Raw genomic sequence first — 22144 nt, forward strand, 5'->3', positions numbered from 1 at the left:
GCTTACTCTTCTTCGCCCGCGACTTCAGCGTCCGCGCCGGTCACGGCGTCCGCCATCGCGGTGACGCCCAGCGATTCGCGGATACGGTTTTCGATTTCGCGAGCGATGTCCGGATTTTCGCGCAGGAATTCACGCGCGTTGTCCTTGCCCTGACCGATCCGCTCGCCGTTGTAGCTGTACCATGCGCCAGCCTTGTCGACGATCTTCGCCTGCACGCCGAGGTCGATGATTTCGCCCTGACGCGAGATGCCCTCACCGTACAGGATGTCGAAGATGGCTTCGCGGAACGGCGGCGACACCTTGTTCTTGACGACCTTCACGCGTGTTTCGTTGCCGATCACTTCGTCGTTCTTCTTGATCGAACCGATGCGGCGAATGTCCAGACGCACCGATGCGTAGAACTTCAGCGCGTTACCGCCCGTGGTGGTTTCCGGGTTGCCGAACATCACGCCGATCTTCATGCGGATCTGGTTGATGAAGATCACGAGGCAGTTCGTGCGCTTGATCGTGCCGGTCAGCTTGCGCAGCGCCTGCGACATCAGACGCGCCTGCAGACCCGGCAGCGAGTCGCCCATTTCGCCTTCGATTTCCGCCTTCGGCACCAGCGCCGCGACCGAGTCGATCACGATCATGTCGATCGAGCCCGAGCGCACCAGCGCGTCGGCGATTTCGAGCGCCTGCTCGCCGGTGTCCGGTTGCGAGACCAGCAGGTCGGCGACGTTCACGCCGAGCTTGCCCGCATATTGAATGTCCAGCGCGTGTTCCGCGTCGATGAACGCCGCAGTGCCACCGAGCTTCTGCATTTCGGCGATGACCTGCAGCGTCAGCGTGGTTTTACCGGACGATTCCGGACCGTAGATTTCGACCACGCGGCCGCGCGGCAAACCGCCGACGCCCAGTGCGATGTCGAGGCCGAGCGATCCGGTGGAGACCACCTGGATGTCTTCGACTGCCTCACCTGCGCCGAGCCGCATGACCGACCCTTTGCCGAACTGCTTTTCGATCTGCGCGAGCGCGGCGGCGAGAGCCTTGCTCTTTTCAGCAGTCAGTCCAGCCGAGCCTTTCTTGCTTTCTTCCATGAATCGTCCTTTGCTATGATGAACGGCGTCTGAGGCAGGTGTGCACCCGTGGTTTCACTCGAATTGAGCGGAGCCTGCAGGACATCACACGAAACGCAGACACTGTATAAAAAAACAGTGGTTTTGGCAAGCGCGATTATGATGCGAACGCGCATTTTTAATGTCGCGTCACCCCCACTACCCACAATAATGTTCGGAGACCGCTGCGCGCCGGGGCAAGCCCCACGGTGCCGGCAAAGCCAGGCTGGCGCACCATGCGAATTCTGATTGCCGAAGACGACAGCATACTCGCGGACGGTCTGGTTCGATCACTCCGCCAATCGGCCTATGCGGTCGATCACGTCAAAAGCGGCGTAGAAGCCGATACCGCGTTGTCAATGCAGACGTTCGACCTATTGATCCTCGATCTGGGCCTGCCGCGCATGTCCGGGCTGGAGGTGCTGCGCCGCCTGCGCGCGCGCAATTCGAACCTGCCCGTGCTGATCCTGACCGCCGCAGACAGTGTCGACGAACGCGTCAAAGGCCTCGACCTCGGCGCCGACGATTACATGGCCAAGCCCTTCGCGCTGAACGAACTGGAAGCCCGCGTGCGCGCGCTGACGCGGCGCGGTGCCGGCGGCGGCCCGACCGTCGTGCGGCATGGTTCACTGTCGTTCGATCAGGTGGGCCGCATCGCCTATGTCAATGACCAGGTGATCGATCTGTCCGCGCGCGAGCTCGGTCTGCTCGAAGTGCTGCTGCAACGGATCGGCCGGCTGGTGTCGAAAGAGCAACTGGTCGACCATCTGTGCGAATGGGGCGAGGAAGTCAGCAACAACGCGATCGAAGTCTACGTGCACCGGCTGCGCAAGAAGATCGAGCCGAGCGGCGTGCGCATCATCACCGTGCGCGGGCTCGGCTACTGCCTCGAAAAAGCGGCGCCGCCCGCGAATGCGAACACGCCCGCCGCCGGCTCCGAGCCGCAAACGGCGCAAACGGCGCAAACGGCACAAGCGGCACAAGCAGCACCACCTTCCCCCGCGCCGTCGTCCGCCGCGATGCCGGCGAGCCATCACTACAAATAGAGGCCAGCGATGTCCGCACGCGCTGATCGCGCCACGGCGCACGCGGCGGACCTCGACGAGGCGCGCGACGCGCGCTACGCCAACCCGTTCGCCCCGCCCGACGAAACCGAAGCCGCCGCCGAGGCGCGTCCGCGCTCGCTGTTCGGCGAGATTCTCGACTGGATGCTCGCCCCGCTGCTGCTGTTGTGGCCGATGAGCCTCGCGGTCACCTATCTGGTCGCGAAATCGATCGCGAACGGGCCGTTCGACCGCGCGCTCGAAACCGACGCCTATGTGCTCGCGCGCCAGATCCATCCGGTCAACGGCGTCGCGGAGCTGTCGCTGCCCGAGTCGACGCGCGATTTCCTGCGCGCCGACAACGTCGACAGCGTGTTTTTCCAGGTGCTCGGCACGCGCGGCGAGCTGGTGGCCGGCGAGCGCGACATGCCGCTGCCGCACGAGGAGGACCGCCCGCCACCGGGCCTCGTCGAATTCCGCGACGACGTGCTGCGCGGCAACGACATCCGCGTCGCGTATACGACCGTCGAGTTTCCGCAGACGCCGGGCGCGCAGCCCGTGCTGGTGCAGGTCGCCGAAACGCTCGACAAGCGCAGCCAGCTCGCCAACGACATCATCAAGGGCGTGATCCTGCCGCAGTTCGTGATCCTGCCGCTCGCGATCCTGCTCGTGTGGTTCGGGCTATCGCGCGGGCTCGAGCCGCTGCATGCGCTGCAGGCGCATATCCGCGCGCGGCGGCCGGACGATCTGTCGCCGCTCGAAGCGCGCCGCGCGCCGCCGGAAATCGAGCCGCTCGTCACGTCGTTCAACGATCTGCTCACGCGCCTCGAACAGAACATGGAGCTGCAAAAGCGCTTTATCGCCGACGCCGCGCATCAGATGAAAACGCCGCTCGCCGGGCTGCGCACGCAGGCCGAGCTAGCGCTGCGCCAGAACGCGTCGGCCGAGGTGCATCGCTCGCTCGAACAGATCGCGACGAGCTCCGAGCACGCCGCGCGGCTCGTCACGCAGCTGCTCGCGCTCGCGCGCGCGGAAAACCGTCGGTCGGGGCAGATCTTCACGCCGGTCGAACTCGGCGAACTCGCGCGCAGCGCGGTGCGCGAATGGGTGCAGGCCGCGCTCGCCAAGCAGATGGACCTCGGCTACGAAGCGCCCGACGAGCCGGTCGAGGTCGCCGGCAATCCGGTGATGCTGCGCGAAATGCTGTCGAACCTGATCGACAACGCGATCCGCTATACGCCGGCGGGCGGCCGCATCACCGTGCGCGTGCGGCACGACGCCCCGGCGCGGCTCGTGCATCTGGAAGTCGAGGACACCGGGCTCGGCATTCCGGCCAGCGAGCGCTCGCGCGTGGTCGAGCGCTTCTACCGGATTCTGGGCCGCGAGGGCGACGGCAGCGGCCTCGGTCTCGCGATCGTGCGCGAGATCGCGGCGATGCACGGCGGCGAGCTCGCGATCGACGACAACGTCTACCAGGAGTCGCCGCGGCTCGCCGGCACCCTGGTGCGCGTCAGCTTGCAGGTGCTCGAACGGGGGCGGGACTTACCCTAACACGGCCCCATAGCCAGCTTGATCGTCAGCGTGTTTTTGAGATATTTCGGCGCGGATCGCACAAATATCGCCGCACATTGACCGAAATTGATCGCCTGTTCGCCGGTTTACCGGACTACCCCAGGTTTTGGCGTCGAGTCAGAACGCCGTAAGTTTCCACTCCAATAATCGGTTGCACGGGGACGCCTGCGCTGGCGATCCGTGTGTATATCAATATTGGAGACGACATATGGCTACCGTTGGCGGGCAACTCTCGCACGCGCCGATGACGCGCGATGAGAAGCGGGTGATCTTCGCATCGTCGCTGGGTACGGTTTTCGAGTGGTACGACTTTTATCTGGCCGGTTCGCTTGCGGCCTTCATCAGCAAGAGCTTCTTTTCCGGCGTCAATCCGACCGCGGCGTTCATTTTCACGCTGCTCAGCTTCGCCGCGGGCTTCGCGGTGCGGCCGTTCGGCGCGGTCGTATTCGGACGACTCGGCGACATGGTCGGGCGCAAGTACACGTTCCTGATCACGATCATCATCATGGGTCTGTCGACGTTCCTCGTCGGCTTCCTGCCCGGCTATGCGGCAATCGGCATCGCTTCGCCGGTGATCTTCATCGCGATGCGCTTGCTGCAAGGTCTCGCGCTCGGCGGCGAGTACGGCGGCGCCGCGACCTACGTGGCCGAACACGCGCCGGCGAACCGCCGCGGCTTCTACACCGCGTGGATCCAGACCACCGCGACGCTCGGTCTGTTCCTGTCGCTGCTCGTGATCCTCGGCGTGCGTACTTTCATGGGCGAAGACGCGTTCGGCGCCTGGGGTTGGCGCATCCCGTTCGTCGTGTCGATTCTGCTGCTCGCGGTGTCGGTGTGGATTCGCCTGCAACTGCATGAGTCGCCGGTGTTCGAGCGCATCAAGGCCGAGGGCAAGACCTCGAAGGCGCCGCTCTCCGAAGCGTTCGGCCAGTGGAAGAACCTGAAGGTCGTGATTCTCGCGCTGCTCGGCCTGACGGCCGGCCAGGCTGTCGTGTGGTACACGGGCCAGTTCTACACGCTGTTCTTCCTCACGCAGACGCTGAAGGTCGACGGTACGAGCGCCAACATCATGATCGCGCTCGCGCTGCTGATCGGCACGCCGTTCTTCCTGTTCTTCGGCTCGCTGTCGGATCGCATCGGCCGCAAGCCGATCATCATGGCCGGTCTGCTGATCGCCGCGCTGACGTACTTCCCGCTGTTCAAGGCGCTCACGCACTACACGAACCCGGCGCTCGAAGCCGCGACCGCGAAGTCGCCGATCGTCGTGATCGCCGATCCGGGCGAGTGCTCGTTCCAGTTCAATCCAGTGGGCACGGCTAAGTTCGTGACCTCGTGCGATATCGCGAAGGGCGCGCTGTCGCGAGCCGGCCTGAACTACGACAACGTCGCGGCGCCGGCCGGCACGATCGCGCAGATCCGCGTGGGTGATACGGTCGTCAACACGTTCGATGGCCGCGCCCCCGACGCGAAGGAGCAAGCCAAGACCTTCGAGAAGACGCTCGCCGCGACGCTGAAGGCCGCCGGCTACCCGCCGAAGGCCGATCCGGCTCAGATCAACTGGCCGATGAGCGTCGTGATCCTGACGATCCTCGTGATCTACGTAACGATGGTCTACGGTCCTATCGCGGCGATGCTGGTCGAGATGTTCCCGACGCGCATCCGTTATACGTCGATGTCGCTGCCGTATCACATCGGCAATGGCTGGTTCGGCGGCTTCCTGCCGGCGACCGCGTTCGCGATCGTCGCCGCGCGGGGCAACATCTACTCGGGGCTCTGGTATCCGATCATCATCGCGGTGATCACCTTCGTGATCGGCATGCTGTTCGTGCGCGAAACCAAGGACTCGGATATCTACGCAAAAGATTGAGTGGACCGCGAGTCCGGGCCACCTGAAAAAGTTGTGCGCCGGGGGTTGACAGCCTCCGGTTGCCCCAGCATAATCTCGCTTCTTTCGGCGAATTAGCTCAGTCGGTTAGAGCGACGGAATCATAATCCGCAGGTCCGGGGTTCGAGTCCCTGATTCGCCACCAGCTTCAAGAAAAAGCCGCTGTCTCACAAGGACAGCGGCTTTTTTGTTTTTCAACGCTGCCACGTCAACTCAGGTCGTTACGCGATCCGGCCGGTGTCGGGTGAAAGAGAAGCGCCACGACGGTCACCACACCGAACGCCGCCCCCGCATAAAACGTCATGGCGGCACCCACACGTTCCCACAGCTGACCTGCGATAACGCTCGAAACCAGCGTCACGATGCCGCTCAGCAGATTGAAGAAACCAAATGCAGTCCCACGCAGATGCGCCGGCGCCGTGTGCGCGACCATCGTGGCGAGCAGGCCTTGAGTCATCCCCATGTGCAGCCCCCAAAGCGCTACCCCGACGACGACCACACCCCAGTGGGTGCCGTGCGCTAGCACGAGGTCGGCGCCGATCAACACGATCAGACCACCGATCAGCAGCCGCGTATGACGCATCGTGTCCGCGAGTTTCCCGAATGGATAAGCGGACAGCGCGTAGACGACATTCATTGCCACCATGACCAGCGGAACGAGCGCAATCGGTACGCCGCTACCCATCGCACGAAGCACCAGGAAAGCCTCGCTGAATCGCGCCAACGCGAACACAGCCCCTATCCCTACGACCCACCAGTAGTCCAAACCAAGGTCCTTGAGACTCTGCCACCTCACAGGGTTGCTTCTCTTCGCGCGAAGCTCGTGCTCGGGCTCGGTGATACCGAACGTCAAAAGCGCGACCGCGAGCACGCCGGGAATGACGGCAAGCCAGAACGCAAGCCGAAAATTGTCTGTCCATATCAGCATGATGAGAACGGCCAGCAGTGGTCCGACAAACGCACCGACCGTATCGAGCGACTGGCGCAGGCCGAAGGCCGCGCCACGCAGGTGTTGCGGCGTGACATCTGCGATGAGCGCATCGCGAGGCGCACCACGAATGCCCTTGCCGACACGGTCGATGACGCGCGCCGTCACCACGACTCCCACCGACGACGCTACAGCAAAAAGCGGCTTGCTCATCGCGCCGAGCGCATACCCGGCTACGGCAAGCCACTTCCGGTTGCCGAGGTAGTCGCTTAGCGTTCCCGAAAACACCTTGACGATTTGAGCCGTGGCCTCCGCGACGCCTTCGATGAGCCCAATCGCGCCGGCCCCGGCGCCAAGGCTCGCCAAGAGAAACATCGGCAGCAGGCTGTGGATGATTTCGGATGAGATGTCCATGAAAAGACTTACACATCCTAGAACCCACACGCTGCGTGGAATCTGCCGCACGACATTGACTTGCGATTCGTTTCGCATTCGATAGGGATGGCATCAAATAACGCGGTAGAAACGGTACGGACGCATGCGAGCGCTAGCGCAGTTCGCTACGACCGCTACATCTTATCTGGCATCGCTGAGTCGGATACCTCCGCGGCGCGTCACCGATGGCGGCGCAAGAATTGCTGTCGCACTGTGGGAAATGCCCAGCGCTGGGTCTGGCTCGTTCATCGCGAGCGTGGCTTGCGAGCGAGCGTTACGCGAGCATCCGGATGGAACGAACGATGAGCAATGGCGTCGCAGAGTATGGGCAGTGAAGCGCCGCGGGTTTCGTTGGCAGCTCCGTCTCTTGAGAGAATAGCGCCCGAAGCAAGTCTGGCAAGTTCTCTCCGGAGGTTCAACGCGCGTCCGCGACGCGGGACCTGGCAGGCTTCCTTCCGCAATTCCGTCGCAACTTCGAGGAGGTTCCTTAATGACGTTCCGCACCGTCGCGCTTGCCGCAACCACCGCTGCGCTTACGCTCGCCGGCACGACCGCCGCCCTCGCCGCACAGGCCCAAACGCCGAGCACGTCCGACAGTCAATGGCGCGCCAGCTCGACCATGCTCGCGACGCTGCTGCAGGACGGCTACAAGATCGTCGCCGTCGTCAACAACGGGCCGGCCGACACGATCTTCGTGCAGCGCGATCAGAGCGCGTTCAAATGCATCGATCCGCAGCAACCGGAAGCAAAAGCGAAAACGGCGGCGGCGGGCTGTTACGAGCTGGTACCGCCGAGCGGCGCTGCGCCGGCGTCGGAATCCAAATAACGTGATTTGAAGCGCGAGCCCAACGTCGCTCGGGCTCGCGCAAAAAACTTCAGCGTCGCGCCAACACCGCGACGCTTCAGCGATCCACCAGCCGGCTCAGGTTGCCGCGCACCCGCTGGAGCAGCGCGATCAACTGCGCCGCTTCTTCATCGCTGAAACCATTGAGCGCTTCGAGCGCGACCTCGTCGCCGACCTTGCGCGCCTTGCCGAGCGTGCGCTCGGCCTTCGGCGTCATGCGCACCTGGCGCTCGCGGCGATCCTGCGGATTCGCGGTCCGCTCGATCCAGCCGCCCTCCTCCATCCGATCGAGCAGCCGGCCCGCCGAGATCGGCGCGACCTCGAGCAGATCTGCGAGCCGGGCCTGATTGATCTCGCCGTAATGGCCGAGATAGGCGAGCACGCGACACTGCGCGCGAGTCAGGTCGACCGACGACTTCGCGTGATCGTCGAATCGCTTGCCCGCCAGCCGGCCGACGTCGTAGATCAGAAAGCCGAAGCGCTCTTCGAATTGGGTTTTCATGCGCGGATTATACGGAAGCAGTTCGGCTTTCAGTGTGCTTACCCCCTGCGTTCGAGGTTCAGCACAACTCCCAATAGCGCAAACCCGCATTGGCGATATACTAAGCATGCTTACGATATCGACCCTCCCCACCTTTCATGTCTTCCGCCTCCACGCCGGCGAGCGCCACTGAGCTGCTCAACCGGCCGATGATCACAGTCTCGATCATGCTCGCGACGCTGATCCAGACGCTCGACAGCACGATCGCCAACGTGGCGCTGCCGCATATGCAAGGCACGCTGTCCGCGTCGCAGGACGAGATCACGTGGGTGCTGACTTCCTATATCGTCGCCGCCGCGATCGCCACGCCGCTGACTGGCTGGCTGGCGGACCGCCTGAGCGTCAAGCGGCTGCTGCTGATTGCAATCGGCGGCTTCACGGTCGCATCCGCGTTGTGCGGTCTCTCCGAGACGCTGTCGCAGATCGTCGTGTCGCGTTTGCTGCAAGGGATTTTCGGCGCATCGCTCGTGCCGCTGTCGCAGTCGATCCTGCTCGACATCAACCCGCGTGAAAAGCAGGGCCAGGCGATGGCCGTATGGGGCATGGGCGTGATGGTCGGGCCGATTCTCGGGCCGACGCTCGGCGGCTGGCTCACCGATAGCTACAACTGGCGCTGGGTGTTCTTCATCAACGTGCCGATCGGCGCGTTCGCGCTGTTCGGCGTCGCGACCTTCCTGCCCACGCGCGAGCCCAAGCACGACGTGAAGTTCGACGCGTTCGGCTTCGTCACGCTCGGCCTCGCAATCGGAGCGTTGCAGGCGATGCTCGATCGCGGCGAGCAGCTCGACTGGTTTTCATCGACCGAGATCGTGATCGAGGCGCTCGTCGCGGCGATCAGCTTCGCGTTCTTCCTCGTCCACACGGCGACGGTCGGCGAGCGCTCGTTTTTCAAGTACAAGTTGCTGAAGGACCCGAACTTCGCGACCGGCACGTTCTTCATCTTCGTGATCGGCGCGGTGATGTACGCAACCCGCGCGCTGCTGCCGCCGATGCTGCAGAACCTGATGGGCTATCCGGTCGCGACCACCGGCCTCGTCACCGCGCCGAGCGGCGCCGGCACGATGGTCGCAATGCTGATCGCCGGCCGGCTGCTCAGGCGCGTCGACGCGCGGCTTCTATTGCTCTGCGGCTTCCTGATCTCGGCGTTCGCGCTGTGGCAGATGATGCATTACACGATCGTGCTGTCGGAGTCGAACATCGTGTGGCCCGGCGTGATCCAGGGCTTCGGGCTCGGCCTCGTGTTCGTGCCGCTGTCCGCACTGACGTTCTCGACGCTGTCGCCGGAGCTGCGCGCGGACGGCACCGCGACCTATAGCCTGATGCGCAATATCGGCAGCAGTATCGGCATTTCGATCGTGCAGACGCTGATGACGCGCAACACGCAAATCTCGCACGCGGACCTCGCCGCGAACGTCACTGCGTTCAATCCGGCGCTGCAGTCGATGCTCGACGGCGGCTCGAGCTACGACATCGCGGCACTGAACGCGTCGATCACGCAGCAGGCGGCAATGGTCGCGTATCTGAACGACTTCAAGCTGATGTTCGTGGCGACGCTGCTGGTCATCCCGCTATTGCTGCTGATCCGGCCGTCGCATAAGGCGCCGGATGCGTCGGCCGCGCATGCGGCGATGGATTGAGATCGAGCTCGGCGCTGTCCGCCTCAGCCTTCGATTCGCCCGCGCGTCACGCCGAGCAATGACGACATCGCCGCGTACGCCGCCGCGGTATCGCGCGCGCGGATCGCGTCGTACACCGCCGTGTGCTCGGCGAGCGACGCGTTGAACACATCGGCGCGTTTCGCATTGAGCCGCAACTGTGCCTCGAGCGTGCGCTCGATCAGCGCGCCGAGCGGAATCAGCAATTCGTTGCTGCACGCGGTCAGCACGCACAGATGGAACTGCAGATCCGCACGCACCCATTCATCGACGTTACGCGCCGCCACCATCGCGGCATGGGCGGCCGCAAGCGCGCCCAAGGTGTCATCGGTGCACGCGGTGGCCGCGAGGCCGGCCGCGTAAGGCTCGATCATCTCGCGCATTTCCTGCAGCTTGAGTGCGAACGCCATCGGCTCGGCGACGCGCGAATACCAGTCGAGCAGATCGGCATCGAGCAGATTCCACGCGGACTTGACCCGCACGCGTGTACCCACGCGCGGCCGCGATTCGATCAGTCCTTTCGACGTCAGCGTGCGCAGCGCCTCGCGCAACACCGTGCGGCTCACACCGAACGTCTCCATCAACTCGGCTTCGCGAGGCAGGATCGACTCCGGCGCATAGTCGCCGCGCAGAATCGCGGTCGCGAGCAGTTGGGTGACTCGCCCATGCAGATCGTGCGGAATGGTTTTCTCCTCGCGGGTGGTGGTCTCGTCGCGCAACGCGGCGACGAGTATTCCAAATCTCACCACTTTGTGACAAATAGTACTATTAATAGTATTTTAGTGCATTTTTGTTGTAGCATGGAACTCCCAAAATTCTTTGCGTGCCGGCAGATCGTCAGGAGACTCACATCATGAAAATCACCAAGCTCGAAACCTTCATCGTCCCGCCGCGCTGGTGCTTCCTCAAGATCGAGACCGACGAAGGCATCGTCGGTTGGGGCGAGCCGGTGGTGGAAGGCCGCGCGCATACGGTCGCCGCCGCCGTCGAGGAACTCTCCGACTATCTGATCGGCAAGGACCCGCTGTTGATCGAGGACCACTGGCAGGTGATGTACCGCGCGGGGTTCTATCGCGGCGGCCCGATCACGATGAGCGCGATCGCCGGCGTCGATCAGGCGCTGTGGGACATCAAGGGCAAGCATCATGGCGTGCCGGTGCATGCGCTGCTCGGCGGCCAGGTGCGCGACAAGATCAAGGTGTACTCGTGGATCGGCGGCGACCGCCCGAGCGATGTCGCGAACAACGCGCGCGCGGTGGTCGAGCGCGGCTTCAAGGCCGTCAAGATGAACGGCTCGGAAGAACTGCAGATCATCGACACCTTCGACAAGGTGCAAGGCGTGATCAACAACGTCGCGGCGGTCCGCGAGGCGGTCGGGCCGAACATCGGCATCGGCGTGGACTTCCACGGTCGCGTGCACAAGCCGATGGCGAAGGTGCTCGCCAAGGAACTCGATCCGTACAAGCTGCTGTTCATCGAAGAGCCGGTGCTGTCGGAGAATGCAGAGGCGCTGCGCGACATCGTCAACCAGACCAATACCCCGATCGCGCTCGGCGAGCGTCTGTATTCGCGCTGGGACTTCAAGCACATCCTGTCGGGCGGCTACGTCGACATCATCCAGCCGGATGCCTCGCACGCGGGCGGCATCACGGAGTGCCGCAAGATCGCCGCGATGGCCGAAGCCTACGACGTCGCGCTCGCGCTGCATTGTCCGCTCGGCCCGATTGCGCTCGCAACCTGCCTGCAGATCGACGCGGTCAGCTACAACGCGTTCATCCAGGAACAGAGCCTCGGCATCCACTACAACCAGGGCAACGACCTGCTCGATTACATCAAGAATCCGGAAGTCTTCAAATATGAAGACGGCTTCGTGTCGATCCCGCAGGGCCCGGGCCTCGGCATCGAAGTGAACGAAGAGAAGGTGCGCGAAATGGCGAAGGTCGGTCATCGCTGGCGCAATCCGGTGTGGCGTCACACGGACGGCAGCGTCGCCGAATGGTGATTCGTAGGCCATTGCGCCCGCGCGTTCCGGCCACGTGACGCGCGGGCCGCCCGCCCTGCCTCGATCCCCGCCCAGCCTTATCCCGCCCGGCCCTCGCCACGTTTGTTCGGTATCGGACAGACGCATGGTCTGCTCCTTGCTGAAATGCATGCCGACAACGCATGCAGCGGGGACACCATGGGCGAATTCCTTCCTGACTATCTGATCCGCGAACAGGCGGCGGTCGGCGCGCTGGTCGTCTTCGGCGTGCTGCGCATCATCGGCGCGATGGTCGCCTACGAGCGCGGATGGAGTATTGCGGTAGTCGGGAAATGCTTTATCGCGGCGGCAGTGCTGTACTGCCTGCCGCAGGTTTTCGATCTGCTCACGCAGATGGTCGGCACGCACGCGGCCGGCGCCGAACTCGAAGGCAAGGCCGCGGGCTGCGCGATCGCGTTGTTCTGCGCGCCGATTCTCGGTCACCGCCTCGGTCTCGAGTAAGCGCGCTTCGAGCCGGGCCGCGTGATGCGACTGACGCCTGCATTGCCGGAACGGGCGCGCGACGACGCGCCGTTTGCCTGAAGAGTAGTAGCGGGTGCGCTGGCCACAGCCAGGCGACCGTGTGTATTGCGCCGCACGTGCTTCGCAGTGCGGCGCTTTTTTATGCGGCTCGCCGCGCGTTCAACCGAGCGCAGCGAACGCCGGCACGGTGTGCGACAACGCGGCCGCGACGACGAACACACCGATCATCACGAGCGCTTCCAGATAGATCACGTTGACGAAGGTATGCGCATCCATCGTCGACGCGGTACGACGCAGCCGCGGCAGCGCCGAGGTGCGATTCAGCGCGCCGAGCACGAGCGCGAGCGCGACCAGTACGAGCTTCAATGTCAGCACATGGCCCCACGTGCTCCCCTGAATCGCTTCGAACGACCCGCCCGAGCCGCGCACGGCATTGAAGACGCCCGACAGCAACACCAACGCGACCGCGACGAGCGACACGTTCGACACCTGGGTCGCCGTGCGAATCAGCATGCCGCGCGCGGTTGATGCGCCGAGCGCCGGCAGCACCGCGAAGCCCGCGGCCAACGCGACACCGCCCCATACGCTCGTCGCGAGCACGTGCAGCGTCTGCATGCCGATCGCGGCCGACATCACGCCGGCATCCGCAGCATGACCGAGCGACGCCTTGCCCGCCGAGATCGCGAGCACCGCGAGCCACAGCAGCGTGTTACGCAGCATGCCCGTGCCATGGCTCAGCGCGGTGCCGAGCAGCACCAGCGCGCCGCCGAACGCGACGCTCCAGCCATAGCCGACATGCGTTTGCGTCAGCACCATCGGCACCATGCCGAACGCCGCGGGCAACGCGACGCCGCTCATCGACGCCGCCTGATACAACAGCCAGCCGAGATCCGCGAGCACCAGCACGATGGTCGCCGCGAGCATCGAGCGATGTGCGCGCATCCAGCCGGGGCGCGCCGGTGAAGTGCCTTGCAGCCCGTCTTTCGCGAGCCAAGCGCCGAGTAGCGCCGAGCCAACGGCGAAGCCGAACGCGACGTTCATGAGCGCGGCCATTGCGACCTGCCCGATCCACAGTCCGTCGAAGTTCATTTGACGTTGAACGCGAAGTCGCCTTGCGTACGATGGCCATCGGTGGCCACCGCGACCCAGTGCACCGCATAGCGGCCGCTCGACAACTGAGGCAGCGCGAGGCGCATCTCGCGGGCGTCCGCGCTGTCGACCGTCGATGCGGTCGAAGCCGCGGACTTGCCGCTTCCATCGGCGAGTGTGATCTTGCTGAACGCCGGCTCGAGCGGCTCGGTGAAATGAATGGTCACGTCGGCGGGCGCGACGGCCTCGGCGTTCGCGGCCGGCACGCTCGAGATCGGATGCGCATGCGCGAACGCGGTGGATGACATGGCCAGCGCCACCGCGCCGGACATCAACGCTCGCAGCGTCGATGAGGAGAAATCGAATAGCTTCATGTAAGGCCGATAGCGGATGAGAACGAACGGAACAAAGCCGGGCCGACGACGCGCATCGTCTGCACGACGGCCGGCGAAGCCCGGAAGTGTACGCTTCGATGGCGCGCGCGGGGATCGGTTCAACCTTGCTTGATGAGACAAAGCTGTTGATCACGACGCGCGACGCAACTGAAGTCCCAAACTGGCAAACGCGACACACTGTCGCATGGCGGTCACACCTGGAACCGCATCTAATGCGGCAAATAGTCACCATTACCCTTCGATGATAGAATGCTGCGTCGCCGCAGCGACGGCTGTCCTTCACACCGAGCCGCCCGAAGTTCGGTCAGGTCCCCGATTCTGATGGAGTTACGCGTGTCTTCAAGACGCCTCTTCCGCCCGTTGCTTGCCCTTCTGCTGATCGGCTCCGCGGGTGTCTATAGCGCTGCGAAAGCGCAGACCCAACCGAAGGCCCCCGACACGATGGAAGCGCGCGTGCAAGGCTGCACGGCCTGCCACGGCTCGCATGGGCAAGGCACCGACAACGACTACTTCCCGCGTCTCGCGGGCAAACCGGCGGGATATCTGTTCAATCAGTTGCAGAACTTCCGTGAAGGGCGCCGCAAGTACCCGCCGATGAACTACCTCGTCACGTATCTCTCCGACGACTACCTGCATCAGATCGCCACCTTCTTCTCGCAGCAGCGCCCACCGTATCCGACGCCGGCCAAGCCGACGGCCTCCGCCTCCACGCTCGCGCGCGGTGAGCAGATCGTGCTGCATGGTGATGCGAACAAGCAGGTTCCCGCGTGCGCGGCCTGCCACGGCAAGGCACTGACCGGTATGGAACCGGCGATCCCGGGTCTCGTCGGCCTGCACGCCGACTACATCAGCGCGCAGCTCGGCTCATGGCGTTCGGGCACGCGTCGTGCGATCGCACCGGACTGCATGCACACCATCGCCACGCGCCTCAGCGACGAAGACGTGAACGCCGTCGCGGCCTGGCTTGCCACGCAGCAGGCTCCGCAAAACCCCGTGCCGGCTCCGGCCCGCTCCTTGAAGACTCCGCTTGCCTGCGGCAGCGAACCGCAATAAGGCGCCGGGAGAAACATTCAAATGAAACGCAAGTCTTTGTTCGCCCTCTCGGCAGTCGTCGTGGTCGCGGCCGCCGCACTCGTTCCCGTCCTGTGGTCGGGCGGCGACCATCTGCACAGCAGCGGCGCGGCCGTCGCGGCAACGCCCGCGGACCAGGCCGACCTGATCAAGAAGGGCGAGTACCTCGCCCGCGCCGGCGACTGTATCGCCTGCCATACCGTGCGCGGCGGCCAGCCGTTTGCGGGCGGCCTGCCGATGGCCACGCCGTTCGGCACGATGTTCACGCCGAACATCACGCCTGACGACCAGTACGGCATCGGCAAGTGGACCCAGGACGACTTCTATCGCGCGATGCACACCGGCCGCTCGAAAGATGGCAGCCTGCTCTATCCGGGCTTCCCGTTCACGAGCTACACGAAGGTCACGCGCGCCGACTCCGACGCGATCTACGCGTACCTGCGCTCGGTCACGCCGGTCAACGTACCGAGCCGTCCGCACGAACTGAAATTCCCGTTCAACCAGCGCAACATGCTGATCGGCTGGCGCACGCTGTTCTTCCGTGAAGGCGAGTTCAAGCCGGACCCGACCAAGTCGGTCGAATGGAACCGCGGTGCGTATCTGGTCGAAGGCCTCGGCCACTGCGGCATGTGCCATACGTCGATCAACGCGATGGGCGGCCCGGTCAGTTCGGCAGCGTTCGCGGGCGGTCTGATTCCGCTGCAGAACTGGTATGCGCCGTCGCTGACGTCGAACAGGGAAGCCGGCCTCGGCGACTGGGACCTGAAGGACATCGCCGATCTGCTGAAGACCGGCGTGTCGAACCGCGGCGCGGTGTTCGGTCCGATGGCCGAAGTGGTTCACAACAGCCTGCAGTATCTGTCGACCGAAGACATCAACGCGATGGCGACGTACCTGAAGACGATTCCGCAGAAGAGCGAAGCGCCGGAACCGCTGCAGCTCGAAACCTCGGAAAAGTTCGGCGGCGAACTGCTGAAGCAAGGTCAGAAGATCTACGCTGACAACTGCGCGAAGTGCCACGAAGACAATGGTCTCGGCCGTCCGCCGGCGTTCCCGCCGCTCGCGAACAACCAGTCGATCCAGATGCCGTCGGCGGTCAACCCGATCCGCATGGTGCTGAACGGTGGTTATCCGCCGAGCACGGACGCGAACCCGCATCCGTACGGCATGCCGCCGTTCGCACAGTCTCTGTCGAATCAGGAAGTCGCAGCGGTCGTGACGTACATTCGTATGTCCTGGGGCAACCACGGTACGGCCGTGTCGCCGCAGCAAGTGGCCGAGCTGCGTTCGGCGCCGCTCGACTAAGCAGGGTTTGACGTACCCTGGGCGCGGCCTGCGAGTTTCGCGGCCGCGCCCTTCGTTTTTTCAGGACCGGTATCATGTGGGCCTGTTTGTGTTGGCGGTCGCCTTCGTGGGACCGTGCAGGAGGAAAGAGTCGTGCCTGTCGGTGAGCGTTTGAACAGCATTACCCATCTCGTCGGCGCCGTGCTGTCGGTGGTGGGGCTGGCGGCGCTCGTCACGATGGGCGCGCTCGCCGGCGACGCGTACAAGGTCGTCAGCTTCAGCGTGTATGGTGCGATGCTGTTCGTGCTGTATGCGATCTCGACGCTGTATCACAGTGTCAGCCATCCGCGTCTGAAGGCGATTCTGCAGAAATGCGATCATTCGGCGATCTACCTGCTGATCGCCGGCAGCTACACGCCGTTCACGCTCGTCACGTTGCGTGGACCGTGGGGCTGGTCGCTATTCGGCGTGAGCTGGGGGCTCGCTGCCCTCGGCATCGTGCAGGAACTCACGCTCGGGCGACGCACCCGCAGCGTGTCGATGGTGCTATATGTGTTGATGGGATGGCTCGCGCTCGTAGCCGTCCGCCCGCTGGTGCAGGCGTTGCCGGCCGCGGGTACCGCGTGGCTCGTGGCCGGCGGCGTCATCTATAGCGCCGGCATCTATTTCTTCATCAACGACGAGCGCATCCGCCACGGACATGGTATCTGGCACCTGTTCGTACTGGCGGGCAGTCTGTGTCAATTCGTCAGTGTCGCGCGCTATGTCGCGTGACGTTCCACGGCGACGAATTGCAACTTAAGGCCAGTCGACGTGTCTGCATAGCGCGTTGAAACCATTCGGCACATCTGTGAACGTGCCGCCGATTTCTCCGTGAACGGAACCGGGCTGCGGCCTCGCACACGCCATGCTGGCGTGTCGATGCCGCGCTGGTTTTTCCGCGTTGGGGTCCTATGGACTCAGCGGGGCCGTTCGCGAAACTGCATTGCAAAGAGCTTTTATGTCTTTTGATTCCCTCGGCTTGTCCGAACCGCTGGTCCGCGCTGTCAACGAACTCGGCTACACCAGTCCGACTCCGATCCAGACTCAGGCGATTCCGGCCGTGCTCAACGGCGGCGATCTGCTCGCCGGCGCGCAAACCGGCACCGGCAAGACCGCCGGCTTCACGCTGCCGATCCTGCAGCGCCTGAATTCGATGGCGCCGGCCGCCGGCGGCAAGCGCGTGGTGCGCGCGCTGATCCTCACGCCGACGCGCGAACTCGCCGCGCAGGTCGAAGAAAGCGTGCGTGCTTACGGCAAGTATCTGAAGCTGAAGTCGACCGTGATGTTCGGCGGTGTCGGCATCAATCCGCAGATCGATGCGTTGAAGCGCGGCGTCGATATCGTCGTCGCGACGCCGGGCCGTCTGCTCGACCATATGCAGCAGAAGACCATCGACCTGTCGCATCTCGAGATTCTCGTACTCGACGAAGCGGACCGCATGCTCGACATGGGCTTCATCCACGACATCAAGCGCGTGCTCGCGAAGCTGCCGCCGAAGCGCCAGAACCTGCTGTTCTCGGCGACCTTTTCCGACGAGATCAAGGCGCTCGCCGACAGCCTGCTCGACTCGCCGGCATTGATCGAAGTCGCGCGCCGCAACACGACGGCCGAAACGGTCGCGCAAAAGATTCACCCGGTCGATCGCGACCGCAAGCGCGAACTGCTCACGCATCTGATCCGTCAGCACAGCTGGTTCCAGGTGCTCGTGTTCACGCGCACCAAGCACGGCGCGAACCGCCTCGCCGAACAGTTGACGAAGGACGGCATCAGCGCGCTCGCAATCCACGGCAACAAGAGCCAATCGGCCCGCACGCGCGCGCTCGCCGAGTTCAAGGACGGCACGCTGCAGGTGCTGGTGGCGACCGACATCGCCGCACGCGGCATCGACATCGATCAGTTGCCGCACGTGGTCAACTTCGATCTGCCGAACGTGCCGGAAGACTACGTGCACCGCATCGGCCGCACCGGTCGCGCGGGCGCGACGGGCGAGGCGGTGTCGCTCGTGTGCGTCGATGAACTGCAGTTGCTGAAGGACATCGAGAAGCTGATCAAGCGTCCGGTCCCGCAGGAAGTGATCGCCGGTTTCGAGCCGGACCCGACCGCGAAGCCGGAGCCGATCCAGCGACGCGGCCAGGGCGGCGGCGGGCGTTCGCCGCGCCAGGGACAAGGCGCCGGGCGCCGTGACGGCGGTGCGGGTGGTGGCGCATCGGCCAAGCCGGCTCAAGGCTCCGGTCAGCGTTCGGGACAGCGTGCGTCGAATGCTCAGCCCGCGCCGCGGCCGCAAGGTGCGAAGCCGGCCGGCAATGGCGGTCAGCCGCGTCGCGATATGCAGCGGCACGACGATCGGCCGCGTGCGGCCGCGCACGATGGCGCTCCCGCGCACCAAGCGCCGCGCAAGCCGCAAGGCAATCGTTCGTCCAACGGCAATCCGGGCGCGTTGCTCGGCGGCGGCGTGAAGCGCAACGATGCGCCGCGCGGCGCGCAACCGTCGCGCAACGGCGACCGCGGCCGTTAAGCGTCGCTCCGCCTAAAGGCTGCCGGCGCATCAGCCGTTAGCGCTTCCTGCTCGAAGACTAACGGCTGCTCGCGGCGGCAGCCCGCTTCAAATGCTCGATCTGCTGTTCCCATCGCTCGAGCACCGCATTCCCCTCTCCCTGCAATTCGAACGTGATGCCGCCCGTCAGGCGCGCATAACGGACGCTTTGCGCTTCCGCTGTGTCGATCGAGCCGAGCAGATAGACGAGGCCGCTGTCGTCGCCCGCAACCTCGGGCAGCGGCACAACACGCAACTGCACCTGATAGAACGCCGCATCGCAGACGAAGCTCAGCGCCGCGCGCCCGCTTTGCGCAATCGCGCGTGTCGCGCGCGCTTGCGGCCAGAGCGCAATGCACAGCGTGCGCGAGTCGGGTGCATAGAGTTCGCCGACGCTCAGCAGCGATGTGCGCACGTGCCCGTTCGCATCGACGCTCAACAGCGACGCGGTGAAGCCCGCCTTGTCCGCAAGCGACGACCCGTCGAACAATGCGCGCACGTTGGCCGGCCATTCGTCGAACACGTTCTGTTCGAGCGGACGCGCGGAGGTAGATGCGGAGGAGGAATCGCTCATGCCATCGATCCAGTCGAAGTAGTCGGTAAAGCACAATCATGCCTCGAAAAAAGCAAAGCCCGCATCAGCGGGCTTGGCTTTCTGATTCTCCTCGAAGGCTCAGCGAAAGAACACATGCTGCGTGATCTTCGCGAGCGGATAATGCACACCCGGCTGAATGCGCGCCGGCAGATCGAGCGGCTTGAGCAGCATCTTCACGCACATGTCGGCGGACAGATTGCGCCGCACCAGCTTATTGATGCGCGCCGCGCGCTCACGGTTATATGCGGAGTCGTGCACGCGCTCCGGATAGCGAATCGCGAACACGTGGCGCAATGCGATCTCCGAATCTTCGTTCTTGATTTCCATCACGCGACGCATCAACGCGCCGAGCACCGCGAGCCGGCCATTGCCCTCAATCCGGTTGTACTTCTTGAAGTACTTGAAAAAGTGTTTGTAGTGGCGGACTTCGTCGGTGCGGATGTTGTCGGTGATCTGCTTGAGCACCGCCTCGTCCGAGCATTCGTTGATCGCTCGATACAGCGTCGCGGTACCCGTTTCGACGACGCAACGCGCGACCATTTCCAGCGCGCGGGTCTTTTCGAAATCCTCGACCGAGCAAGTCAGCGAATATTCGCCCATGAAATTGCGGAACGCGGTGTGCCAGTCGAACTCGGGCCATACGTACGCGATATAGGTCTGCAGCGCCCGGCCGTGCTGCATTTCCTCGGGCTCCCACTCGTGGTTGAGCCAGGCCGAGACCTCAGGGTCGTCGTTGAAAAATGTACTCAGATTGCTGGTGTAGAGATCGGTGCCGCTTTCGATGAACGAAGCAGCGCACAGCAACAGCAGCAGGTCTTCGTTGGCCGCGGCCTTCTGCCGGTCGATGCGAGTCAGATCGATGTCCTCGATCCGCCAGGGCATGACATGGTTCAGCTCCGTGTGCATTGTGTCTTGCTCCCATGCTGTACCGACCCGTGGAGTTCTTCGCAACCGCCCCCGCGCTCGCCGTGATGTTCTCCGTGCCGGATACAACGCCGTGAATCAGAGTTGGGCCCTTGTACTCTGCATGTTAGCCGGAGATATCCGACCATGCAGTTCACACAGCACAGACCATGCCGCAACGACGCAGTTCCGATTCCAAGATAGTCGAAATCTTGCCGCGTATTAAAACGATGTGCGCAAGGCAAAAAAAAAAGCCAGCCCAAAAGGCTGGCTTTTCGGACAGACACCAAGTCCGGCGGGGTTGGAGCACGGGCGTCCCAAGTGGCCGCCCTCTTCCTCAGGCATCAGGCAGGTTGTACCTCGCCCGAGACGGGGCGCTCGCGACGCATGCGCAGCGCAATGATGATCAGCGATACGCCCGAAAGCACCGCCGCAAGCAGCACGTAATAACTCGGCGCGAGTTTGTCGCCGGTCAAATGAATGAAGGTTTCGACGATGGTCGGCGCGAAGCCGCCGAAGATCGTCACGCCGATGCTGTAACCGATTGAAAGGCCAGTAGAGCGCACCCGGGTCGGGAAGATCTCCGACATCAGCGCGGGCATCGGCCCCGAGTACGAGGCCTTGAAAATCCCGGCGACGCCTTGCAGCACGAGCAGCCAGCCAATCGTCGGATGGGTCTGCAACCATGCGAACATCGGATAGATCAGCAGGCCCATCAGGATCGACGTGCTCAGCATGATGCGAATTCGGCCGATGCGATCGGACAGCGCGCCCATGATCGGCGAGAAGATGAACTGCATGCCGCCGTTCAGCACGACCACGCCGAACGACGCGGCCGCCGCCATATGCAGCTGCTTGACCGCGTAGAGCGGCATATAGAGCTGCAGCACGTACACCCCGACCGTCGACTGCGCAACGATACCGATCGCGAGCAGCAGGTTGACCCACTGATTCGAGAACGACGCGTCCTTCGAACCGTTCACGGCCTTGGGTTCGCCAGCCGCTTCGCTAGCCGCGCGCTCTTCACGCAATGCGAGGAATTCGGGCGTCTCGTCGAGATGCGAGCGGATGTAGTAGCCGACCGGCCCGACCAGCAGACCGAACACGAACGGCACACGCCAGCCCCAGCTGTTCAGATGCTCGGGCGGCAGCCACGCGGTCAGCAGCGAACCGAAGGCTGCCGCGGTGATCGCCGCGAGACCCTGGCTTGCGAACTGCCAGCTCGCGTAGTAGCCGCGCCGCGTCGCGCTGTGTTCGACCATGAACGCGGTCGCGCTGCCGAACTCGCCGCCGACCGCGAAGCCCTGCACGAGCCGCGCGAACAGCACCAGCAGAGGCGCCGCGAGACCGATCGTCGAAAACGGCGGCATCACGGCCATCGTGAAAGTACCGACCATCATCAGCGCGATCGCAAGCGTCAGCGCCGCCTTGCGGCCCTTGCGGTCGCCGTACACGCCGAGCACGATCGCGCCGAGCGGGCGCATCAGGAACGAGATGCCGAAGGTGGCGATCGCGAGCAGCGTCGACAGCCACTCGTCCTGCATCGGGAAGAACTGTTTCGCGATGACCGTCGCGAAGTAGCCATAGACCAGGAAGTCGAACCACTCGAGCGCGTTACCGATCGACGACGAGAAAACGATCCGCCGCACCATTGCTTTCGAAAGCGGCGCGGCGTGAGGAGAAGCGCTTGTCGCATGCGACGCGGGGGTGTGCATGATGGTCTCCTGCT

20 protein-coding genes and 1 tRNA gene are annotated in these 22144 nt (G+C 64.0%); 12 read left to right on the plus strand and 9 right to left on the minus strand.

Going from position 1 to position 22144, the window contains the following annotated elements; genetic code table 11:
* Positions 1-2: 2 nt before the first annotated feature.
* Complete coding sequence (recA, locus tag ACLFKU_RS06805) at positions 3-1079, minus strand: recombinase RecA (RefSeq protein ID WP_368583985.1); 1077 nt, start codon at positions 1077-1079, stop codon at positions 3-5.
* Between the two features lie 254 nt (positions 1080-1333).
* On the opposite strand from recA, the gene ACLFKU_RS06810 reads away from it, so the two are divergent.
* The 4 genes from ACLFKU_RS06810 (at position 1334) to ACLFKU_RS06825 (ending at position 5742) form a co-directional block, all read left to right on the plus strand.
* Positions 1334-2143 carry a response regulator gene (locus ACLFKU_RS06810; RefSeq protein ID WP_410848581.1) on the plus strand — a complete coding sequence of 270 codons (810 nt, stop codon included), beginning with the start codon at positions 1334-1336 and terminating at the stop codon, positions 2141-2143.
* A gap of 9 nt (positions 2144-2152) precedes the next feature.
* A complete protein-coding gene (locus ACLFKU_RS06815; RefSeq protein ID WP_176105123.1) occupies positions 2153-3691 on the plus strand; it encodes a sensor histidine kinase in 1539 nt (512 codons plus the stop codon).
* Between the two features lie 229 nt (positions 3692-3920).
* Positions 3921-5579 (plus strand): MFS transporter, encoded by a 1659-nt coding sequence (locus ACLFKU_RS06820; RefSeq protein WP_368583988.1) that lies wholly within the window; start codon positions 3921-3923, stop codon positions 5577-5579.
* An 86-nt stretch (positions 5580-5665) separates the two neighbouring features.
* Positions 5666-5742, plus strand: a tRNA-Met gene (locus tag ACLFKU_RS06825).
* Between the two features lie 63 nt (positions 5743-5805).
* Here ACLFKU_RS06825 and ACLFKU_RS06830 read toward each other — a convergent pair.
* On the minus strand, positions 5806-7017 hold the full coding sequence (locus tag ACLFKU_RS06830; RefSeq protein ID WP_410848582.1) for an MFS transporter: 1212 nt from the start codon (positions 7015-7017) through the stop codon (positions 5806-5808).
* Between the two features lie 433 nt (positions 7018-7450).
* Between ACLFKU_RS06830 and ACLFKU_RS06835 the strand changes: the two genes are divergently transcribed.
* Positions 7451-7786 carry a hypothetical protein gene (locus tag ACLFKU_RS06835; protein ID WP_410848583.1) on the plus strand — a complete coding sequence of 112 codons (336 nt, stop codon included), beginning with the start codon at positions 7451-7453 and terminating at the stop codon, positions 7784-7786.
* Positions 7787-7862: 76 nt separating this feature from the next.
* Here the strand turns inward: ACLFKU_RS06835 and ACLFKU_RS06840 are convergent, their stop codons facing one another.
* Positions 7863-8306, minus strand: coding sequence for a MarR family winged helix-turn-helix transcriptional regulator (locus tag ACLFKU_RS06840; RefSeq protein WP_026229127.1), 444 nt, complete (start codon positions 8304-8306; stop codon positions 7863-7865).
* Between the two features lie 137 nt (positions 8307-8443).
* Between ACLFKU_RS06840 and ACLFKU_RS06845 the strand changes: the two genes are divergently transcribed.
* A complete protein-coding gene (locus tag ACLFKU_RS06845; RefSeq protein ID WP_410848584.1) occupies positions 8444-9982 on the plus strand; it encodes a DHA2 family efflux MFS transporter permease subunit in 1539 nt (512 codons plus the stop codon).
* A 23-nt stretch (positions 9983-10005) separates the two neighbouring features.
* Here the strand turns inward: ACLFKU_RS06845 and ACLFKU_RS06850 are convergent, their stop codons facing one another.
* Positions 10006-10719, minus strand: a complete 714-nt coding sequence (locus ACLFKU_RS06850) for a FadR/GntR family transcriptional regulator (protein WP_368584071.1) — start codon at positions 10717-10719, stop codon at positions 10006-10008.
* 134 nt (positions 10720-10853) lie between these two features.
* Here ACLFKU_RS06850 and dgoD point away from each other — a divergent pair, with 134 nt between their 5' ends.
* Both dgoD and ACLFKU_RS06860 read left to right on the plus strand, forming a co-directional pair.
* On the plus strand, positions 10854-12002 hold the full coding sequence (gene dgoD, locus ACLFKU_RS06855; protein ID WP_176121784.1) for a galactonate dehydratase: 1149 nt from the start codon (positions 10854-10856) through the stop codon (positions 12000-12002).
* 177 nt (positions 12003-12179) lie between these two features.
* The gene (locus tag ACLFKU_RS06860; protein ID WP_013090463.1) at positions 12180-12482 is read left to right on the plus strand and encodes a hypothetical protein; all 303 of its coding nucleotides are present in this window, start codon (positions 12180-12182) and stop codon (positions 12480-12482) included.
* A 180-nt stretch (positions 12483-12662) separates the two neighbouring features.
* Here the strand turns inward: ACLFKU_RS06860 and ACLFKU_RS06865 are convergent, their stop codons facing one another.
* Positions 12663-13592 carry a CopD family protein gene (locus tag ACLFKU_RS06865; RefSeq protein ID WP_410848585.1) on the minus strand — a complete coding sequence of 310 codons (930 nt, stop codon included), beginning with the start codon at positions 13590-13592 and terminating at the stop codon, positions 12663-12665.
* Complete coding sequence (copC, locus tag ACLFKU_RS06870) at positions 13589-13966, minus strand: copper homeostasis periplasmic binding protein CopC (protein WP_368583993.1); 378 nt, start codon at positions 13964-13966, stop codon at positions 13589-13591. Before copC ends, ACLFKU_RS06865 begins: the two co-directional genes overlap by 4 nt.
* Before the next feature lie 342 nt (positions 13967-14308).
* On the opposite strand from copC, the gene ACLFKU_RS06875 reads away from it, so the two are divergent.
* The 4 genes from ACLFKU_RS06875 (at position 14309) to ACLFKU_RS06890 (ending at position 18899) form a co-directional block, all read left to right on the plus strand.
* Complete coding sequence (locus ACLFKU_RS06875) at positions 14309-15040, plus strand: c-type cytochrome (protein ID WP_176380868.1); 732 nt, start codon at positions 14309-14311, stop codon at positions 15038-15040.
* A gap of 21 nt (positions 15041-15061) precedes the next feature.
* Positions 15062-16363 carry a c-type cytochrome gene (locus tag ACLFKU_RS06880; protein WP_368583994.1) on the plus strand — a complete coding sequence of 434 codons (1302 nt, stop codon included), beginning with the start codon at positions 15062-15064 and terminating at the stop codon, positions 16361-16363.
* A 132-nt stretch (positions 16364-16495) separates the two neighbouring features.
* Positions 16496-17116 (plus strand): PAQR family membrane homeostasis protein TrhA, encoded by a 621-nt coding sequence (gene trhA / locus ACLFKU_RS06885; RefSeq protein ID WP_013090468.1) that lies wholly within the window; start codon positions 16496-16498, stop codon positions 17114-17116.
* 226 nt (positions 17117-17342) lie between these two features.
* On the plus strand, positions 17343-18899 hold the full coding sequence (locus tag ACLFKU_RS06890; protein ID WP_410848586.1) for a DEAD/DEAH box helicase: 1557 nt from the start codon (positions 17343-17345) through the stop codon (positions 18897-18899).
* A 58-nt stretch (positions 18900-18957) separates the two neighbouring features.
* Here ACLFKU_RS06890 and ACLFKU_RS06895 read toward each other — a convergent pair whose 3' ends face one another.
* The 3 genes from ACLFKU_RS06895 to ACLFKU_RS06905 all read right to left on the minus strand — a co-directional run bounded on the left by ACLFKU_RS06895 (position 18958) and on the right by ACLFKU_RS06905 (position 22130).
* Positions 18958-19491, minus strand: a complete 534-nt coding sequence (locus ACLFKU_RS06895) for a hypothetical protein (RefSeq protein ID WP_368583996.1) — start codon at positions 19489-19491, stop codon at positions 18958-18960.
* Positions 19492-19590: 99 nt separating this feature from the next.
* Positions 19591-20418: a ferritin-like domain-containing protein gene (locus tag ACLFKU_RS06900; RefSeq protein ID WP_368583997.1), complete on the minus strand. Its 828-nt coding sequence runs from the start codon at positions 20416-20418 to the stop codon at positions 19591-19593.
* 341 nt (positions 20419-20759) lie between these two features.
* Positions 20760-22130: an MFS transporter gene (locus ACLFKU_RS06905; protein ID WP_410848587.1), complete on the minus strand. Its 1371-nt coding sequence runs from the start codon at positions 22128-22130 to the stop codon at positions 20760-20762.
* Positions 22131-22144 lie beyond the last annotated feature (14 nt).

The sequence above is a fragment of the Paraburkholderia sp. EG304 genome, assembly GCF_046543485.1.
Classification (GTDB): Bacteria; Pseudomonadota; Gammaproteobacteria; order Burkholderiales; family Burkholderiaceae; genus Paraburkholderia; species Paraburkholderia youngii.

What these genes read in the sequence shown, in the direction of transcription:
- recA (WP_368583985.1), bottom strand. Translation starts at nt 1,079, where the DNA reads ATGGAAGAAAGCAAGAAAGGCTCGGCTGGACTGACTGCTGAAAAGAGC.
- ACLFKU_RS06810 (WP_410848581.1), top strand. Translation starts at nt 1,334, where the DNA reads ATGCGAATTCTGATTGCCGAAGACGACAGCATACTCGCGGACGGTCTG.
- ACLFKU_RS06815 (WP_176105123.1), top strand. Translation starts at nt 2,153, where the DNA reads ATGTCCGCACGCGCTGATCGCGCCACGGCGCACGCGGCGGACCTCGAC.
- ACLFKU_RS06820 (WP_368583988.1), top strand. Translation starts at nt 3,921, where the DNA reads ATGGCTACCGTTGGCGGGCAACTCTCGCACGCGCCGATGACGCGCGAT.
- ACLFKU_RS06830 (WP_410848582.1), bottom strand. Translation starts at nt 7,017, where the DNA reads ATGCGAAACGAATCGCAAGTCAATGTCGTGCGGCAGATTCCACGCAGC.
- ACLFKU_RS06835 (WP_410848583.1), top strand. Translation starts at nt 7,451, where the DNA reads ATGACGTTCCGCACCGTCGCGCTTGCCGCAACCACCGCTGCGCTTACG.
- ACLFKU_RS06840 (WP_026229127.1), bottom strand. Translation starts at nt 8,306, where the DNA reads ATGAAAACCCAATTCGAAGAGCGCTTCGGCTTTCTGATCTACGACGTC.
- ACLFKU_RS06845 (WP_410848584.1), top strand. Translation starts at nt 8,444, where the DNA reads ATGTCTTCCGCCTCCACGCCGGCGAGCGCCACTGAGCTGCTCAACCGG.
- dgoD (WP_176121784.1), top strand. Translation starts at nt 10,854, where the DNA reads ATGAAAATCACCAAGCTCGAAACCTTCATCGTCCCGCCGCGCTGGTGC.
- ACLFKU_RS06860 (WP_013090463.1), top strand. Translation starts at nt 12,180, where the DNA reads ATGGGCGAATTCCTTCCTGACTATCTGATCCGCGAACAGGCGGCGGTC.
- ACLFKU_RS06865 (WP_410848585.1), bottom strand. Translation starts at nt 13,592, where the DNA reads ATGAACTTCGACGGACTGTGGATCGGGCAGGTCGCAATGGCCGCGCTC.
- copC (WP_368583993.1), bottom strand. Translation starts at nt 13,966, where the DNA reads ATGAAGCTATTCGATTTCTCCTCATCGACGCTGCGAGCGTTGATGTCC.
- ACLFKU_RS06875 (WP_176380868.1), top strand. Translation starts at nt 14,309, where the DNA reads ATGGAGTTACGCGTGTCTTCAAGACGCCTCTTCCGCCCGTTGCTTGCC.
- ACLFKU_RS06880 (WP_368583994.1), top strand. Translation starts at nt 15,062, where the DNA reads ATGAAACGCAAGTCTTTGTTCGCCCTCTCGGCAGTCGTCGTGGTCGCG.
- ACLFKU_RS06890 (WP_410848586.1), top strand. Translation starts at nt 17,343, where the DNA reads ATGTCTTTTGATTCCCTCGGCTTGTCCGAACCGCTGGTCCGCGCTGTC.
- ACLFKU_RS06895 (WP_368583996.1), bottom strand. Translation starts at nt 19,491, where the DNA reads ATGAGCGATTCCTCCTCCGCATCTACCTCCGCGCGTCCGCTCGAACAG.
- ACLFKU_RS06900 (WP_368583997.1), bottom strand. Translation starts at nt 20,418, where the DNA reads ATGCACACGGAGCTGAACCATGTCATGCCCTGGCGGATCGAGGACATC.
- ACLFKU_RS06905 (WP_410848587.1), bottom strand. Translation starts at nt 22,130, where the DNA reads ATGCACACCCCCGCGTCGCATGCGACAAGCGCTTCTCCTCACGCCGCG.